At 49.9% G+C, this 17,860-nt stretch carries 14 protein-coding genes; 13 read left to right on the forward strand and 1 reads right to left on the reverse strand.

Translation table 11 applies throughout. From position 1 onward, the window contains the following. Nucleotides 1–42 precede the first annotated feature (42 nt). The 7 genes from BAZ21_RS09060 (at nt 43) to BAZ21_RS09090 (ending at nt 7,483) form a co-directional block, all read left to right on the forward strand. On the forward strand, nt 43–1,866 hold the full coding sequence (locus tag BAZ21_RS09060; RefSeq protein ID WP_068499190.1) for a DNA repair helicase XPB: 1,824 nt from the start codon (nt 43–45) through the stop codon (nt 1,864–1,866). 6 nt (nt 1,867–1,872) lie between these two features. Next, complete coding sequence (locus BAZ21_RS09065; RefSeq protein ID WP_068499192.1) at nt 1,873–3,915, forward strand: helicase-associated domain-containing protein; 2,043 nt, start codon at nt 1,873–1,875, stop codon at nt 3,913–3,915. A 104-nt stretch (nt 3,916–4,019) separates the two neighbouring features. Continuing rightward, nucleotides 4,020–4,460, forward strand: a complete 441-nt coding sequence (locus tag BAZ21_RS09070) for a YlbF family regulator (RefSeq protein WP_068499194.1) — start codon at nt 4,020–4,022, stop codon at nt 4,458–4,460. Nucleotides 4,461–4,498: 38 nt separating this feature from the next. Next, on the forward strand, nt 4,499–4,759 hold the full coding sequence (locus BAZ21_RS09075) for a YlbG family protein (RefSeq protein WP_068499195.1): 261 nt from the start codon (nt 4,499–4,501) through the stop codon (nt 4,757–4,759). A 227-nt stretch (nt 4,760–4,986) separates the two neighbouring features. Then, nucleotides 4,987–5,424, forward strand: coding sequence for a hypothetical protein (locus BAZ21_RS09080; RefSeq protein ID WP_025717787.1), 438 nt, complete (start codon nt 4,987–4,989; stop codon nt 5,422–5,424). 233 nt (nt 5,425–5,657) lie between these two features. Continuing rightward, nucleotides 5,658–6,617 carry a selenium metabolism-associated LysR family transcriptional regulator gene (locus BAZ21_RS09085; RefSeq protein WP_068499197.1) on the forward strand — a complete coding sequence of 320 codons (960 nt, stop codon included), beginning with the start codon at nt 5,658–5,660 and terminating at the stop codon, nt 6,615–6,617. Then, nucleotides 6,614–7,483, forward strand: a complete 870-nt coding sequence (locus BAZ21_RS09090) for a PHP domain-containing protein (RefSeq protein ID WP_068499199.1) — start codon at nt 6,614–6,616, stop codon at nt 7,481–7,483. The genes BAZ21_RS09085 and BAZ21_RS09090 overlap by 4 nt, the downstream gene beginning before the upstream one ends. Before the next feature lie 145 nt (nt 7,484–7,628). On the opposite strand, the gene BAZ21_RS09095 is transcribed toward BAZ21_RS09090, so the two are convergent. Beyond that, a complete protein-coding gene (locus BAZ21_RS09095) occupies nt 7,629–9,374 on the reverse strand; it encodes an Rqc2 family fibronectin-binding protein (RefSeq protein WP_068499201.1) in 1,746 nt (581 codons plus the stop codon). A gap of 229 nt (nt 9,375–9,603) precedes the next feature. On the opposite strand from BAZ21_RS09095, the gene BAZ21_RS09100 reads away from it, so the two are divergent. The 6 genes from BAZ21_RS09100 to remA all read left to right on the forward strand — a co-directional run bounded on the left by BAZ21_RS09100 (nt 9,604) and on the right by remA (nt 17,860). Beyond that, nucleotides 9,604–12,402 (forward strand): calcium-translocating P-type ATPase, SERCA-type, encoded by a 2,799-nt coding sequence (locus BAZ21_RS09100; RefSeq protein WP_068499202.1) that lies wholly within the window; start codon nt 9,604–9,606, stop codon nt 12,400–12,402. Nucleotides 12,403–12,512: 110 nt separating this feature from the next. Further along, nucleotides 12,513–13,346 (forward strand): diaminopimelate epimerase, encoded by an 834-nt coding sequence (gene dapF / locus BAZ21_RS09105; RefSeq protein ID WP_068499205.1) that lies wholly within the window; start codon nt 12,513–12,515, stop codon nt 13,344–13,346. Between the two features lie 199 nt (nt 13,347–13,545). After that, nucleotides 13,546–14,571, forward strand: coding sequence for a hypothetical protein (locus BAZ21_RS09110; RefSeq protein WP_068499207.1), 1,026 nt, complete (start codon nt 13,546–13,548; stop codon nt 14,569–14,571). 156 nt (nt 14,572–14,727) lie between these two features. Beyond that, entirely contained in the window at nt 14,728–16,620 is a 1,893-nt protein-coding gene (locus tag BAZ21_RS09115) for a bifunctional homocysteine S-methyltransferase/methylenetetrahydrofolate reductase (protein ID WP_068499209.1), read from the forward strand. A 35-nt stretch (nt 16,621–16,655) separates the two neighbouring features. Then, entirely contained in the window at nt 16,656–17,543 is an 888-nt protein-coding gene (locus tag BAZ21_RS09120; RefSeq protein ID WP_068499211.1) for a YicC/YloC family endoribonuclease, read from the forward strand. A gap of 56 nt (nt 17,544–17,599) precedes the next feature. Beyond that, nucleotides 17,600–17,860, forward strand: coding sequence for an extracellular matrix/biofilm regulator RemA (gene remA, locus BAZ21_RS09125; protein ID WP_005548256.1), 261 nt, complete (start codon nt 17,600–17,602; stop codon nt 17,858–17,860).

Below are 17,860 nucleotides of genomic sequence, written 5' to 3' on the forward strand. Positions count from 1 at the left end.
TAAAGTTAAAATGATGTTGGGTTAGATTAACGGGAGGTAACTATGAATCAGGAATATCCTTGTATTGTACAACGCGATTTTACCATCCTGCTGGAAATGGGCTTGCCTCATTCGGAGTATGCTCGTTCACAGTTGCAGGTTTACGCGGAGCTGGTTAAAAGCCCGTCTGCTTTTCATACATATCACATCACTCCATTGTCTCTGTGGAATGCGGCTACCCTCGGATGGAGTGCTGAGGACATTCAAAATAGTTTGCAGTCCATATCCCGTTGGGATATCCCGCGTGATTTATTGAAGGATATTGAACAGCTCGTTTCTCGATACGGAACGTTGACGCTGTCACGGACGAGAACGGAAGAAGTGCATACTTATAGCGCAGATATTGTTAACGCATATCTTGTTGAGCATGAGACAAGTGAGGAAGTGGAGACGGGTGCGGTGAACAGTTATACAATGGGGGATTGCTTGATCCTGACAGCGAACACCCCAGCTTTATTAGAAGAGCTACTGGTAAAAAAGGAGCTGAAGCAGCTTGGGTTGCTTCGCATCGGTGAGCTAAGCGCTTCTGTACCGCCTGAAAACCGTGGCTTGCTCAAGCAGGAATGTACTCGATTGGGGTATCCGGTTGTGGATACGGCCGGATATCTTGAGGGAAATCAGCTCCATTTTTCCTTGGGACAGGGACAAGCGGCGTTGCAGCTCCGTGATTATCAAGTAGAGGCCGCTGATGCGTTTGAAGGAGCTGACGGCTTGGGGGGCAGCGGTGTGCTGGTGCTTCCATGCGGAGCGGGTAAAACTGTGATTGGTATGGCGGTGATGGATCGGCTTCAGTGTGAAGTGCTTATTTTAACCTCGAATACCACCTCTGTCCGGCAATGGATTGGGGAATTGAAGCAAAAGACGGATATTCCGGCCGATTCGATCGGGGAATACAGTGGTCAGAAAAAAGAGGTGCGCCCGATTACGGTGGCAACCTACCAGATTTTGACACATCGTCGCAGCAAAGACGGGGACTTTGAGCATATGAAGCTGCTGAGTGAGCGGAAGTGGGGACTTATTGTATACGATGAGGTGCATTTGCTGCCCGCGCCAGTCTTCCGGGCGACGGCAGATATTCAGGCCACCCGTCGTTTGGGATTGACGGCCACGCTGGTTCGCGAGGACGGCTGTGAGCGGGATGTGTTCTCTTTGATTGGACCCAAGCGGTACGATATGCCTTGGAAGGAGCTGGAGGGACAGGGCTGGATTGCTCAGGTCGATTGTGTGGAGCTGCGGCTTCCGATGACAGCTGAACTGCTGGAACGCAGTATGCGTGCCGAGGGCAGACAGCAGTACCGGATTGCGGCCGAAAATCCGGCCAAGCTGGAAGCGGTACGTAGCCTGATGCAGCGGCACAGCGGTCTGCCTACGCTTATCATCGGTCAATATTTGGACCAATTGCGTTCATTGGCTCGGGAGCTGGGCGTGCCATTGATTACCGGGGCTATGAGTCAGAGTGAGCGGGTACGGTGGTTCGATGCGTTCCGCAAGGGAACCATCCGGACCTTACTCGTATCCAAAGTGGCGAACTTTGCGGTGGATTTGCCGGATGCGGCTGTAGCTATAGAGGTATCAGGCAGTTTCGGCTCCCGTCAGGAAGAGGCGCAGCGACTTGGCCGCATTTTACGGCCGAAGCCCGGTGAGAATAAAGCTTATTTTTATGCACTGGTGACAGAGAATAGCAGGGAGACCGATTTTGCAGCCCGTCGTCAGCTGTTTCTGATTGAGCAGGGCTATGAATATGCAGTTCGCAGATTCAGTCCCACAGAGGCTATGGGAAGCCTGGATGATGAGGCTGGAGATGGTGGAAAGAAAAAGGAGGCGTAATCTAGGATGGGCGTAACGAACACGAAAGGCGACTGGAAGGAGCTAACTTCGGATGAACTGTTGGTGCTTACACAATGTTTTATCCGGTACGCTGGACAGCCCATGAAGGAAGAAGAGCCTTTGCAGCTTACCCGGGGAATGTTAAGCGGAGTCGAAACGAAGCTGGCACTCCATGGATTGCGTGCCCGAGGCTGGATGGAGGCCGTTACCAAATCGTGGGGGGAACGCATTTTATATATCCCGGTTCATCGGCTACCTGATTTGTACGATATGTTGTTAGAGCAAAGTACGATGAATATGATGCATACAGATCATCCAGTGACTGTACATGAAGCAAAGACAGGACTGGAGGCAGAGCTGCTGCACGTGCTGTCACGTATTGCGAAGCAGGGAGTTCCTCTGACGGCCAAAGGAACCATACATAAGCGATCATTGCAAAAAATGAACGAACTGACCCCCTTCCGTCCAGAGGATTTGGTGGGGCTTGGACTGCAGTACGCGCACACCGATCAGTATCCGGTACAAACGGCGGTAATGATGGATTTGCTGCTGAGCCTGGGGCTGCTGGTAAAGGAAGCGGTATCCTTTCGTATTCAGGAAACGGAGCTGGCAGCTTGGATTCATTTGTCTGCTTGGCAAATGCGCAAGCATATCTTTATTACACTCATGGAAAGATACGGCAGGGCCGAAACGTCTATGCAGCATTTTCGATACATGCTGTGCGCTGCCTCCCAGTATGCAGGAGCTGAGGGCTGGCTGGCTGTCAAGTCATTGCTGCAATGGATGCTTCAGATAGGGCTAATCTCACAGGAGAGCCTGAGCAGAACGGGCTCCCAAACTAGTGCCCCTTTGGAACTTGCTGCTGCATCCGGAAGTTCTGAAGCATTTGAGGATGGCATGGCTATTGAATTTAACTTTAGCGAACATGACATGGATGAGATTAAAGGCTGGCTGAAGGCCCTGACCGCTTTTGGAATGGGCGATTGGGGACTAAACGCATTGGGCGAAGTGTGCTTTCGCTGGCATGTATGCCCGCTGGATATGCTTCGGCTATATAAGGATGAGGTCGGGCATCAAGAGCAGGGGACCTTTTACATACAGCCGGATTTTGAAATATTGGTGCCACCGGATGTAGCTTATAATGTTCGCTGGCGGCTGGAATGCTGCTGTGAACGCGTGACAGGAGATCGGATGGCAGTATACCGTATTACGAGAGAAAGTGTTGCAGAAGCAATTGAACTGGGCATGGAGGCGAAAGCGATTTTTGCCTTTCTGGATCAGCACAGCCGGACAGGTGTACCTGATCATGTGCGTGTGGCTGTGGAACAGTGGGCTGGTGATGTCGGACGAACGGCATTTGCGACGGTAACACTCCTGCGCTGTGGTACACATGACGATGCAGATACTGTTGCACGCCATCCCGGGCTGGAAGGGCTGCTTGAACGGATCGGCGAACGGGATTTTATTATTCCGGCCCGCTCGGTTGCCAAAATCCGCAAGACGCTTGCTGCAATTGGATTGAGTCCACGCCGGGAGCTGGAAGGTGTGGACGAGCCCATTCACCGTTATCCGTTGATAGCGGAAACAGAGCATATAAGCTCAGGCAGTCCTGACAGTGAAATTCGCCCGAATGATATAACGGTAAATGATGGCACAGCCGAGTTCACATTTTCCCAGGAGGGGAGAGCAGGTCTGGTTTATACCGGACGAACACTGCACTTTTATGAGCGGGAGCACACGCTGCCTGATCCGCTCGACTATTTTCCAGAAAGCTCCGCTGTGCCCTCCTCATGGACAAAAGAATGGAGAAGCTATCATGTGTCCACGGCCCGGCAGCTGATCGAACAAGCGATTCTTTGGCAGACAGCGGTGGGACTGCGAATCGGTGGGGCAGAGGTTAAATGGATACCGGAATCGGTGATTCCCGGCGAACCGTGGAGTGTCATAGGCTGGTATGCCTCTGAAGAAGGTGCTAAAGCGCCAGCTCGCGCAACCCTGCAGCCAGGTGAATGGTCAGATATGCGGCTGCTGGTTCCTTTTACATCGTAGAGCCGGGAAGTGCATGAAACTCCTTCTTCTCAAAAGGAGGATGTGGTATGATGAATGAGTCTACTTTACTAGGTAGAAATTTATATAAAGTGAGATGAACATTCATGAGCGTAGCCGAATTGAATACGGTCAATATGGCAGAAGTGCTTATTAACGCCTATGAATTGGGCGATATGGTCAACCGATCCTTCGAGGTATCGAATTATTTATATTGGAAGCAGCGTGTGGAACAGAACCCGTCTATTCAGGCGTGTGTGCGCAAGCTGGATGCCCAAAAGGAGTTATTCGCGGAAACGGAGCGTTTTGGACATTTTCACCCGAACTATCACGAAGCGAAGGACGCAGTGAAGGTCGTTGAGCTGGAACTGGAACAATTCCAGGAAGTTGTGGAGTTCAAACGGGCGGAAAAGGCGTTGGATGATATGCTTCATGCAATGTCCGAAACGATTGCATATTCCGTGTCCGACACGATTAAGGTCCCAAGCAATGATCCGAATGTGAAAAAGGGTGGATGCGGTAGCGGAGGCAAGTGCTCCTGCGGATAGGCCATAGGGATGATAGCGACGGAGGGGAGATGAAGCGAATGTTTGCCGAGCGGACAGGGTACATCATTTGGGTAAGCGATATCAAGGCTGCCCGCAATTTGGAGAAATACGGGAATGTCCACTACATTTCAAGGCGCATGCATTATGTAGTTATTTATATGAATGCGGATCGGGCAGAGGATACCGTCAAAAATATTCGCAGACTTTCCTATGTGCGCAAGGTCGAACGCTCTTTCCGAAATGAGATTAGGACGGAGTATAACGACGATAAGGAAAATATGAAGGAATATGAAATATAATCTTCGAATGTTATAAGTTGTAAATTTATAAAAAAGTCGGCCTGCGGGCTGGCTTTTTTTTATAAAGTCAGGACTTTTGCATAATATGGCTTAATGCTGTTAGACCTAAAAAATCTTTAAAACCAGTCATAAACTTCAATTTTGTAACTTGTAGTCCCGGGTCTGTTGAGGTAACATATGAATATATTGGTAGATATAAAGACCTATATGGTGGGGAGAGTGATCCCGTGCGTGACAAGGCAATGCAGCGATGGAGTACATACGAACCGTTCTACGTAGAGATGGGTGATAAAAAAGTCGCTGATATCGTGATTACAAATCATGCAAAAACACGTTACTTAGATCGGGTAGAGCAGAAACAGTCCGAGACGAATCATATCGCCGCCTGGCTTTGGGAATGTCTGAAGCAAAATAGGATGGAGTCCTACTATCATAACGAAGAGGATGTATATTTAATTGATGGTGATCTGGTCGTCGTGGCCGAATTTGGTGAGTTGCCAGGCGAGATGGATATTGCGGGGAATCCGCTCCACAAGATGATTGTCATTACCTTTTTGGGCCGGATGTCAGAGACGATTGAATTAAGGGACTTGAAGTCCTACTATTCATGGTTACGCCATTCGCGGCGTATGACACTAATGAAAAGCACTCGCAAGCAAAAATAGTCGATAAATATAGTCGGTAATAAATCAGACGGTTCTGATGAAAAAGTCTTCAAACTCATTGGAGTGCTGTCAGGTATGTATAAGTATGCAGGTATCGCTGCATACTTTTTTTATTTTGTATGGATTGCACAAGAATAAAACCGCCCATTTCGGTGAGTTTTCTTGGTAATTCGTGAACAGATGTTTTTCTTATGTTAAAATAGGGAGACTAGAGTGGGGAAAGGGCGGTCAGTATGAACTTTCATCAGCTGCACATCTTTTATACGGTCGCGGAGCGAGGGAGCTTCTCGGCGGCGGCGCAAGCGCTGCATATGACGCAACCTGCCGTGACCATGCAAATTCAGACATTGGAAGATTATTTTGGTACAAAGCTGTTGCACCGATCGACTAAAAAAATCGAGCTTTCGGAGGCGGGAGCAACATTACTGCCTTTTGCCAAAAAAAGCATGGAACTGATCCGGGAAGCAGACGAGGCGATGTCTGCTTTTACCCACATGCTGGAGGGAAGATTGCATATTGGCGCCAGCCTTACGATTGGTGAATATATTGTGCCAAGAATGTTGGGGCCGTTTGGTCAGGAGTACCCTCATATACGCATGGCAATGAATGTGATGAATACGACTCAAATTATGGATGATATACTAAAGCACCAGTTGAATTTAGGACTAATCGAGGCCCCGGTCCAGCATCCGGATATTGTGGTGGAGACGGTGATGCAGGACGAGCTGAAACTAATTGTTCCTTCGGGACATGTACTGGCCAAGGCTAAAAAAGTAGTGCTGGAGGATGTGTTTAAGCATCCTTTTATAGCGAGAGAAAAAGGATCTGGTACACGTCAGGTCATAGAGGACGGACTGAAAAGTCGTGGTGTAGATGCCTCCCGACTTTCTATCGTTATGGAGATGGGCAGCACTGGAGCGGTCAAATCAGCGGTAGAAGCTGGACTCGGGATTACAATGCTGTCGCCTTCTTCGGTGAAGCATGAGGTTGCGCTCGGATTGTTGAAAATCGTTAATATTTCAGATATCACCTTCAAACGAGAATTTTACGCCATTCATCTGAAGTCGGCGTTGCTGCCGATTCCGGTCGTGACCTTCCTGTCTTACTTGCGTCGTCACGATCAGGGAGGGGACGTGTTCGGCGACCCGGTGGATGGGCTGGCAGGGATGAAAGAAGAGGAGAACGTGCAATGAAGGAGCAGACCCACTTGAAACGATATGATTTGCATACACATACTCAAGCATCTGACGGTATGCAGCCACCTGCGGATAATGTGCGCTGGGCTATGGAAAAAGGGCTGGCGGGTGTGGCCATTACAGACCATGATACGGTGGCTGGGCTGGAGGAAGCTCTTGAGGAGGGGCGGCGTACAGGAATTACCGTGATACCGGGCGTAGAAATCAGTACACGGGCTGGCGGCAAGGATATTCATATACTCGGTTATTATATGGATTACCATAATAAAGAGTTTTTGGGGCGGTTGGAAAAGCTGCGTCAGGCGAGGGATACCCGCAATGATTTGATTTTGAGTCGATTGCGGAGCCTGGGCGTGGACATCACCCTGGAAGAGGTGGTGGCTACGATGGGCAGACCGCTTGCACCGGATGAAAGTATTGGACGTCCGCATATGGCGGATACGCTGGTTCAAAAAGGATATGCGAAGGACATGCGGGATGCGTTCGACCGTTATTTGGCAGAGGGGGCACCCGGCTACGTGTCTGTGCCCCGTGTAGAACCTGCGGAGGCTATAAGCTGGATTCGTGAAGCAGGAGGAGTACCTGTGGTCGCCCACCCCGGGTTGTACGAGGATGATGGGCTGGTTCGCTCCATTATAGAGCAAGCGAAGCCTGCGGGGCTGGAGGTACGACATTCGGACCATGATGCTGTGGCCGAGAAACGATATGCAGCAATGGCAGCGCACTACGGGCTTATTGCGACTGGCGGATCGGATTTTCACGGTGCACGCCAAGGTGTTATTTTCCACGGTGATCTGGGTGGTCGCAGTGTGGATGATCAGGTCGTTCAGGAATTGAGGAAGGCTGCTGCTGAACAAAAATAAAGGAAAAGCCCCTGCCTTATGGATGGGAACACACATGAAGTGTACCCGACATTAGACAAGGGGCTTTCGTATTATCAGATTAGCCAGTAATTGCTGGTTGGTCTATTTTTTTGGCTGTTTTACGATGGCGGTAGCCTGGAGAACGCTAGCTGTTTTTGATGCGGTTGGGCAGCGATTTGACCAGCTCTTCATCTGGTGTGATAAAGAGCGTGCGCTGATGATCATAGATGACAAAGCCCGGTTTGGCTCCGCTGGGCTTGCGCACATGGCGAATCAGGGTGGCGTCTACAGGCACGCTGCTGGACTGCTTGGCCTGGCTAAAGTAGGCAGCAAGCTGAGCTGCCTCCTCCAACGTGGCATCCCCGAATTGCTCAGCACGAATAACAACGTGTGAACCTGGAATATCCTTTGTATGCAGCCAGGTGTCATTCGGCCCGGCCAGACGGTTGGTGACATATTCATTCTGCAGGTTGTTTTTGCCAACCAGTAGCTCAATGCCTTCGGATGACGTATACACGTGCAAGGTAGGACGGTCGTTTTTCTTCTTTTTCTTCCCTTTTTTGACCCGGTCTCTAAGATAGCCTTGCTGTACCAGTTCTTCACGTATTTCCTCAATGTCGTTCATGGAGGCATGAGCTAACTGCTGAAGCAGATTGTCCATATATCTGATTTCTTCGTGTGTCTTCTCCAATTGTTCGTCTATGACAGCCAGACTGTTTTTATATTTGTTGTACTTTTTAAAATACCGCTGCGCATTATCCGATGGGCCCAGTAACGGGTCCAGAGGGATTGTTAGCTGACGCTGTTCCTCATCATAAAAATTGGTAAGCGTCACTTCTTTGTCGCCCTTTTTTACTTCATGCAGCGAAGCGAACAACAGCTCCCCGTAAATGCGAAATTGATCGGCATCTTCCGCCTCGGCCAAATCCTGATGGAGATAGTCGAGTTTTTTCACATTTTTGCTCCGCTCATTTTGCAGAAAACGCAGAAGGTCGCTGACCTTTTGCTTGACCGTATCCCTTTCTGCCTTTTCACCGAAAAAATCCTCCATACATTGACTGATCGTAGCGTATTCCTTGCGTTCTCCCTGAATCAATGTAAGAGGAATGACTGAAAAGATTGCTTTTTCCTGTGCGTTCAAACCGGATACTGGCTGAAAATGATGATTCCGCACGTCATCCATCATGTGACTGAATGTACTCCATAGCTGACGATGATCGTCGTCAGTTGCTTTGTTGGATACTCGGGCCAGTATTTCCTCGGCGATGAGGGGGCTGATTCCGGTAAAAGTATTTACAATCCAGCGTTTGGGTGCTTCTCCCGCCTCCATAGCTGTTTGATACGAGGAGGAGAAGGAGTTTTCTTCCGTTTCCAGCGGATTCAGCTTGTTTTGTTCAGGAGGCTCCGTGTATTGAAAGCCGGGCATAATGACCCGATAGCTGCTAATCGATGGTGTGACATGATGGATGCCGTCCAATATAACGCCTGTTTCCGGGTCGAGCAAAATAATGTTGCTGTGCCTGCCCATCAGCTCAATGATAATCCGCTTGAGTGAAATGTCACCGAGCTCGTCGCGCTGGCGCACATCCATGTGAATGATGCGTTCCATGCCTACCTGAGTAATGTTCTCGATGATGCCTCCTTCACAATGCTTGCGCAGAAGCATACAAAACATAGGCGCTTCTGTCGGATTGAGAAAGCTTTGTTCTGTAAAGTGTACACGCGGAAATGTCGGATTAGCCGACAGCAGCAGCTTTATGCTCCCGCCTTGTGCCCGCATATTCAGCACCATATCGTGATCGTTTGGCTGATGTATTTTGTTAATGCGCCCGCCCCGAATGCTTTGCAGCTCGTGTACGATAGCGCGGGTTACGATTCCGTCCAATGCCATAATGTATGTTCTCCTTTGAAGCCAATATATTTTCGCCTTCCTACTATGATACATAAATTTGGGACAAAACTTAAGCGGCTTTGTGATATTTCGGGTCCTGTCCGAATAGATTGAATCAAGAAAGTCTGTCCAGCTTATCAGCATTCGTGGCAAAAAATGTAATAACGGGCAGCCATCCTTGGCACAACCGACGGAAACGGACTATCTGACCGGGAGGGAATTGGGGAGAATGGAACAAGCACATTGGCACCAACTAAGCAATGAACAGCTTTCAACAAGTCTGGAAGTCGACCCGAAGCAGGGTCTTTCGGAGGAACAGCTTGCGCAGCGGAGAGAAAGGGCAGGATGGAATGAACTGAGCGAGGGGAAGCGTGTTTCGGCGTTCCTGCTGCTGCTTAACCAGTTCAAGGATTTTATGATGCTCATCCTGATGGGGGCGACCCTGATCTCCGGCCTGCTCGGTGAATATTTGGACGCGGTTACCATTATTGCTATTGTGGTATTGAATGGAATACTCGGCTTTGTGCAGGAATTTAGAGCAGAGCGTTCGCTGCGGGCTTTGAGACAGCTGTCGGCTCCAACTGCCAAAGTACTGCGGGGCGGCAAACGGATGCAGATTCAAGCCAGAGAGCTGGTGCCGGGTGATATCGTCCTGCTGGAAAGCGGTGATCGTATTCCCGCAGATGTGAGGTGGCTGAGTACGAACGGCTGTGATGTGGAGGAATCCGCCCTGACCGGTGAATCGGTTCCGGTGAGTAAGCATAGCCGTCCTATTCATGCCGCCGAGGTACCGCTCGGGGATCAAAAAAATATCGGATTCATGGGCACAATGATGACCAGAGGCACTGCACAGGGCATCGTTATCCGTACAGGCATGAGTACCGAAATGGGTAAAATTGCAGACCTGATCGAAAATACGGAGTCGCAGGATACACCGTTGCAGCACAGGTTGGAGCAATTGGGGAAAATATTGATCATCGTAGCGCTGGCACTAACGGTGCTCGTTGTCGTAGCAGGCATATTGCATGGTCAGCCAGCCATGAGCATGTTCCTGGCCGGTGTGAGCCTGGCTGTGGCAGCTATACCGGAAGGTTTGCCCGCGATTGTAACCATTGCACTCGCTTTGGGAGTACAGCGCATGATCAAACGCAAGGCAATTGTGCGCAAGCTGCCTTCCGTTGAGACGCTCGGGTGCTCGTCTGTCATTTGCTCCGATAAAACCGGTACGCTGACCCAAAATAAAATGACGGTCACCAAGCTATGGCTGGATGGTCGTTTCTGGGGAGTTACGGGAGAGGGTTATGATCCACACGGTCATATCATGGACAGGGATCTTCCTGCCGACCTTAAAAACGGACAATCATTGCGCAGACTGCTGCAAGCCAGTGTACTTTGTAACAATGCAGAAATTGTTCAAGTCGACATCGAAGAGCTGCGTGCGCGAAAAAAGAGCAAAGAACCGACGCCGTCCGCTGTATGGGAGCTGAAGGGCGACCCGACGGAGGGGGCGCTGGTCACGCTAGCTGCCAAGGGTGGAGTCACCCGACAAGCCTTGTATGAGCTGTACACACGGGAGCGCGAATTCCCTTTTGACTCGGAGCGGAAGCGGATGTCGGTGCTTGTGCGCCATCAGGGAGGGCACATCATCTTTGCCAAAGGTGCGCCGGATGTGCTGCTCGGCCAGTGCTCCTACATTTTATGGGAAGGGCATGTCGTTCCCTTGACGGGCACGCTGCGGCAAAAGGTACTGGCAGCCAACGAAGGGATGGCCTCAGAGGCGCTGCGTGTACTTGGGGTCGCATATCGCGATATTCGCTCCCATGAGCATGTCTCCACGCTCGAGGAGGCCGAAACGCAGCTGATCTTTATCGGCTTGACCGGCATGATTGATCCGCCGCGCCGCGAGGCTCGCGAGGCTATCGGCAGGTGCCGCCGTGCCGGCATTCGTACCGTGATGATTACGGGGGATCACGGCACAACCGCGGAGGCCATTGCTCAGCAGCTCGGCATTTTCCAGCGCGGCTCTCATGTGCTGACAGGACAGCAATTGTCTGCGATGGATGACGCGGCGCTGGACAAAGCCGTTGACACCGTCTCCGTATATGCGCGTGTGTCGCCGGAGCACAAGCTGCGAATCGTCAAGTCGCTGCAAAGACGCGGACATGTCGTAGCTATGACCGGCGATGGAGTGAATGACGCACCGGCGATCAAGGCGTCGGATATCGGCATTGCAATGGGCATTACGGGAACCGATGTGACCAAAGAAGCAGCTTCGCTTGTACTGAGCGACGATAATTTCTCGACGATTGTGGCGGCGATTGAGGAAGGACGGAATATTTACGAAAATATCCGTAAATTTATCCGTTATCTGCTCGCCTCCAACGTTGGTGAAATTTTGACGATGTTTTTCGCGATGATGGCCGGGCTGCCGCTGCCGTTGCTTCCGATCCAGATATTATGGGTCAATCTGGTAACGGATGGCCTTCCAGCGATGGCTTTGGGTGTGGATCAGCCGGAAAAGGATCTCATGGAGCATAAGCCGCGCGGAGCAAAGGAAAATATTTTTGCCCGTCGACTGGGCTGGAAAATCATTAGCCGCGGACTGTTGATCGGCTTATGTACGCTTGCTGCCTTCTGGCTGACACTACGCATCGCGCCCGATAACGCAGGACAACTGATCAAAGCGCAGTCGGTTGCCTTTGCCACGCTGGTACTGGCACAGTTAATTCATGTATTCGATTGCCGCAGTTCCCGCTCTATTTTCCACCGCAATCCGTTTCAAAACATCTATCTCGTACTTGCCGTGCTGTCATCCATCGTACTGATGCTGGTGGTTATGTACGTACCCGTGCTGCAACCTGTTTTCAAAACGGTGCCGCTCGGCTTGCGTGAGTGGGCGCTGTCCATCGTCGCAGCCGGGATTCCGACTTTCCTGATGGGGGCGGGAAGCGTATGGGGCGGCAGACGCAACCGTCACCGTGGTGGAAATACCCGCTTTTCGACGGGGCGTACGAAGTTTTCAGCCTAGCATTTAGGTCAGGTATCATCACATGGCTTTCCCGCTCTTGCCCTGTATGCTATCATGGAAATAAAGCTTCATGAGGAGCATGAGATTAGCAGCAACGGCGGAGGGAAGCTATGGAATTCACAAAAATGCACGGCTTGGGTAATGATTTTATCGTTTGGTTTGGGCATCAGGAATTGCCGTCTGACGCTTCAGCATTGGCTGTTCGGCTATGTGACCGACATTTTGGTGTTGGTGCTGACGGTCTGGTATATATACTGCCTTCAGAAAAAGCCGATTTCCGCATGCGCATCATTAATTCAGACGGATCTGAGGCAGAGCAATGCGGCAATGCTATCCGCTGCGCAGCCAAATATGTATATGACCGCAAGCATATCAGTCGTGAGCGGATTACGATCGAAACGCTGGGTGCAGGTGTGCAGCAGGTCGAATTGACTGTAGAGAACGGACTTGTATGTTTGGTAAAGGTAGACATGGGAGAGCCCATTTTGGAGGGTTTGAAAATTCCGACTACGCTGGATCTCGATCGTGTAATTCATGAGCCCATCGAAGTTGGAGGAAGCGGGTTTCGTTTTACGGCTGTATCCATGGGCAATCCGCATTGTGTCATCTACGTTGATAATGCACCTGGATTTGAACTGGAAGCCTGGGGGCCGAAGCTGGAAAGCCATCCGCTATTCCCTAAAAAAACAAATGTTGAGTTCGCTACGGTGCGAAGTCGGAATCACATAGAGATGAGAGTATGGGAACGGGGAGCTGGGCCTACGCTGGCTTGCGGAACCGGAGCCTGTGCCACGCTTGTGGCTTCTGTACTTAACGGCTATAGTGACCGACGCGCCATGGTTAGTCTAAAGGGCGGCGATCTGGATATTGAGTGGAACGAGGACGACAATCACGTGTATATGACGGGCCCGGCTGAAATTGTGTATGATGGTCGTCTGTCCTGATATCCAAGTAATGTGGAAAAATAGCGTGTATTTGCTTTATGAATTCAGGATTTTGCAAAATCCTCAATTGTATAAAAATGAGTCAAAAGGAGATCTTGAGGGGTCTCCTTTTTTGGTGTTTAGCAACATTCTGTCTGTTTTTGACGTCTGAACGATGTATAATAAAACAAATGAGAAAACAATAAGGAGGCCGTTCATAGTGCGGAAATTTCGTTGGATTTCAGCAGTTGCAGCCCTCATATTTGTAGCCACCGCCCTTCCGGCCCAAGCCGCTACCCTCCCTGCTGCTGCGGACACGACGAGCAAGCAGGTCGGCTCGCTAACCCCGACTGTCGTGAACCGGCTGGAAAAGGCAGTACAGGATCTGATCGGTACGAAAACGCCATTTCAATTTGACGATGTAACGGATATGGGTAAAACCTGGATTGTCGAGGGCGAGTTGGAGGACGGAACAGCTACGTTCCAAACGGAATATAATAAGGAAAAGAATAGAGTGGATTCTACCACGGTACGGTATAAAATAAGCAGCATGGGCAAGGCGCTGGAAGCGCCACTTAAGGCTAAAGTGCTGAACAGCGCCAAAGCGTTTGACCCCAAGCGCTCCATGCAATTTGAGGCTTTTTGGCGGGTTAAATCTCCTTATCAGTCCAACAAGCCTTCGAATTACTGGGTATTTTGGGGGGCAGGAGAAAAGGCGTCCTCATTGTACGTTGATGTGGATCAAGGTAACAGTATAACCATTAATGCGGACTACCCGCTGAAGCAGGTGGACCTTGTATTGCTGAGCCGTGCAGCGAACACTTTTAAGCGTATTAGCGGTCAGAGGATCACCGTACAGCATGCTTCACGCTTCAAAGACGAGGCAAAGGGGCTTTCTTATTGGTCGTTCGAGGACGCAAACGAGTCGAGTGAGGTCAAAATTGGCGCGGCAACCGGTAAAGTGCTGGCTGTATCCACCTATGGGGTAGACTGGAATGATGATACAGATTTCAAAAAATCATTTGCCAATCCCAAATATACCGCCTCAGAAGCTTTGAAGCTGGTCAAGCCCAAGGTTCAGCTCTTATTTAATATCAACTTGTCCGGCTATAATGTGGAGATCCAAGGGAATCAGTATACATTTTCCAATAAGCAAAAGGGAACGACTTCTATTGTGGCTAAGGTGAATAAAAAAGGAGCTTTTTACGCGTTCTCCCTTCATGCTGCAGATGGGAAAATGCAATAATTATAGTATAAAAATAACAATAATAAGCCGAGCCGCTTCACTCCTGGTGATATCATTTTGGGGAGTGAGGTGGCTTTTTTTGTTTTTTGGCTTATGTTTGCAGCCGCTTTTATGTTACATTAATATGAAAATAAACAGCGGGGTGGAGCGGAGGACATGAAACCGGATTTGCGTACTGTGCTGAATCGTGAACTTATTGTCGGAGACGGCGCAATGGGGACCTATTTGTACCAGCTGGGATTTCCAGTAAATACTTCTTACGAAGAGTTGAATATGACTTCACCTGACGTTATAGCAGATGTGCATAGTCAATATTTAAATGCAGGGGCACGATTGCTGGAGACCAATACATTCTCTGCAAATGATTATAAGCTGGCCCGGTTTGGGCTGGAATCCAGGGTGGAAGAGATCAATCGTGCAGGAGTAAGAATTGCCAGAGCAGCGGCCGGACCTGAGCATTATGTAGTGGGTGCGGTAGGCTCCATCTGCGGAGGGAAACGGCTTAACATATCCAAGCTGGAGCTGGCCCGAAACTATGACCAGCAGATTGATGCCCTCCTCTCCGAAGGAGTAGACGGCATTTTGTGCGAAACGTTTTATTCACTGGATGAAATGCGTATTGCTCTTCACGGTGTTCGTAAATACAGTGACATTCCAGTCATCTGTCAGTTTGCGGTCGATCAGGTTGGTCGCACACAGGATGGTTTTTTAGTAGCAGAAGCTTTTTCGGTGTTGCGTGATGAGGGAGCGGACATTCTTGGATTTAACTGTCATTCCGGTCCACAGGGAATTATGAGTGTCATGGAGCAGCTGGAAGGCCCCTTGTCGGTGCCACTGTCCGTATATCCTAATGCAGGTCTCGCAGATTATGTGGACGGTCACTATGTATACGGTGCAACACCTGAATATTTTGGAGAATGTGCCGCGTCCTTTGTGGATCTGGGAACGAGGCTGATCGGTGGCTGCTGCGGAACTACGCCAGACCATATTGCGGCGATTTCCAAAGCTTTGAGCGGTTTGCAGCCGCCTCCGTTGGCTCCGAAAGAAGTATTGTTGAAAGAGTCAATTCACGTGGCTGAGCCGGAGTCGACTGTAGATCAAGGGGAAAGTGGAAATGGCAGATATGCCGGCAAGCCCAACATTGTGGAAATGGTCAAGGAGCGGCATACGGTCATTGTGGAGCTTGATCCTCCACGTGATTTGGATATTACACGGTTTATGCAAGGTGCACATGCGTTGAAGAAAGCCGGGGCCGACGCGCTTACGCTGGCCGACAATTCACTTGCCGTCACTCGGATGAGCAACATGGCGCTTGGACATTTGGTCAGCATTGAAACAGGCTTGCGCCCATTAATCCATATTGCTTGCCGTGACCGCAACTTGATTGGTACTCAGTCTCACATGATGGGTTTTGACGCGCTGGGCATTGACCATGTACTGGCGGTTACTGGAGATCCGGCAAGGTTCGGTGATTTGCCGGGTGCCAGCTCTGTGTATGATATGACTTCTTTTGAAATTATACGTATGATCAAGCAATTGAACGATGGTGTTGCATTTTCCGGTAAGCCACTAAAGCAGAAAGCTAATTTTGTGGTAGGTGCCGCATTTAACCCCAATGTCAAGCATTTGGGTAAAGCTGTGCAGCGGCTGGAAAAGAAAATTGCCTCCGGAGCTGATTATATTATGACCCAGCCCGTCTATGATCGTGAGCTCATTGCAGCCATCGCGGAAGAGACACGGCATTTGGAGGTCCCGATTTTTATCGGTATTATGCCGCTGGCTAGCGGGCGAAACGCAGAATACTTGCACAATGAAGTACCCGGCATTCAGTTGTCGGATGAGGTGCGTGCACGCATGTCTGGTCTGGAGGGTCCGGAAGGACGAGCGATGGGTGTATCCATTGCCAAGGAGCTGCTTGATACGGCGATGGAGCATTTTAATGGAATCTATTTGATGACTCCATTCATGTTCTATGAAATGACGGCTGAGCTGACTTCTTATGTATGGCAAAAATCCGGCCGCGTGCAGGCCCCCTTGTTTCGACTATAATAATCAATTACAATAGTAAAATGGATGTGATGCCGATGTCATTGAGTATGACCGGATACGGTCAAGCCATCTTTCATTATGAAGGCTATAAAGTGCGCTTGGAATTGAAATCGGTGAATCACCGCTATTGCGAAGTGATGATGAGGATTCCGCGCGAATGGACACGTTTTGAGGATGGCTTGAGAAGAACGGTTCAGCAGCAGATTAAACGCGGTCGTGTCGACGTCTTCATCCACAGGGAACGCGATGAAGAACAAATACCCGTCGCACGGTTGAATGACACTGTGGTGCAGGCATACCTGCATGCAGCGGAGCAGCTGGCGGATCGATATGGCGTGAAAGGAACATTAGGTCTAAGCGACATTCTTGCTTTGCCTGACGTTCTGGGTGAGCCTGCAGAGGCTTGCAATGGAGACGAAGAGGGCTGGGAAGAGCAGCTGCAGCGAGCCTTACATGAAGCTTTGCAGGGCTTGCTGGAGATGAGAAGGCGAGAAGGCGGGCATTTGGCGCAAGATGTGGAATCCCGTATTTCGCATCTGGAATCCCTGCATCATGAAATGACGGTGCTGGCTCCTCATGTTGTGAGCGACTACCGTAATAGGCTAAAAAACAGGCTTAAAGAGCTTCAGGACGGTTCATTTACGCTTGATGAGCATAAGTTCGGAATGGAGATTGCTTTATTCGCGGATCGCAGCAATATTGATGAGGAGCTTACCCGGCTTCAAAGTCACTTTGGGCAATGCAAGGGGTTGCTGTTGTCGGACGAGCCGGCCGGCCGCAAATTAGATTTTTTAATTCAGGAAATGAACAGGGAAGTTAACACGATCGGCTCCAAGGCTAATCATCTCACATTGGTTAATTTGGTCGTCGAGATGAAGGCAGAGCTTGAAAAAATTCGTGAGCAGGCTGCGAATATTGAGTAGCTACCTGGTAGCGGCACGGCTGCAATAGTCACATGTATAGGGGGAAAGACCTGAATATGGCAATCAAATTGATCAATATTGGCTTCGGCAATATCGTGTCGGCCAACCGAATTATCTCCATCGTCAGTCCGGAGTCTGCTCCGATCAAGCGGATTATACAGGAAGCAAGGGACCGTCATATGTTAATTGATGCTACCTATGGCCGTCGGACACGGGCTGTTATTATTACGGACAGTGATCATGTAATCCTGTCTGCGGTGCAGCCGGAGACGGTCGCTCATCGCCTATCCACCAAAGATGATGATAATGACGAATAA

Source organism: Paenibacillus kribbensis, assembly GCF_001705305.1.
In the GTDB taxonomy this organism is placed as follows: domain Bacteria; phylum Bacillota; class Bacilli; order Paenibacillales; family Paenibacillaceae; genus Paenibacillus; species Paenibacillus kribbensis_B.

Excerpts from the sequence above, each read along its gene's own strand:
- BAZ21_RS09060 (WP_068499190.1), top strand. The coding sequence starts at position 43 with ATGAATCAGGAATATCCTTGTATTGTACAACGCGATTTTACCATCCTG.
- BAZ21_RS09065 (WP_068499192.1), top strand. The coding sequence starts at position 1,873 with ATGGGCGTAACGAACACGAAAGGCGACTGGAAGGAGCTAACTTCGGAT.
- BAZ21_RS09070 (WP_068499194.1), top strand. The coding sequence starts at position 4,020 with ATGAGCGTAGCCGAATTGAATACGGTCAATATGGCAGAAGTGCTTATT.
- BAZ21_RS09075 (WP_068499195.1), top strand. The coding sequence starts at position 4,499 with ATGTTTGCCGAGCGGACAGGGTACATCATTTGGGTAAGCGATATCAAG.
- BAZ21_RS09085 (WP_068499197.1), top strand. The coding sequence starts at position 5,658 with ATGAACTTTCATCAGCTGCACATCTTTTATACGGTCGCGGAGCGAGGG.
- BAZ21_RS09090 (WP_068499199.1), top strand. The coding sequence starts at position 6,614 with ATGAAGGAGCAGACCCACTTGAAACGATATGATTTGCATACACATACT.
- BAZ21_RS09095 (WP_068499201.1), bottom strand. The coding sequence starts at position 9,374 with ATGGCATTGGACGGAATCGTAACCCGCGCTATCGTACACGAGCTGCAA.
- BAZ21_RS09100 (WP_068499202.1), top strand. The coding sequence starts at position 9,604 with ATGGAACAAGCACATTGGCACCAACTAAGCAATGAACAGCTTTCAACA.
- dapF (WP_068499205.1), top strand. The coding sequence starts at position 12,513 with ATGGAATTCACAAAAATGCACGGCTTGGGTAATGATTTTATCGTTTGG.
- BAZ21_RS09115 (WP_068499209.1), top strand. The coding sequence starts at position 14,728 with ATGAAACCGGATTTGCGTACTGTGCTGAATCGTGAACTTATTGTCGGA.
- BAZ21_RS09120 (WP_068499211.1), top strand. The coding sequence starts at position 16,656 with ATGTCATTGAGTATGACCGGATACGGTCAAGCCATCTTTCATTATGAA.
- remA (WP_005548256.1), top strand. The coding sequence starts at position 17,600 with ATGGCAATCAAATTGATCAATATTGGCTTCGGCAATATCGTGTCGGCC.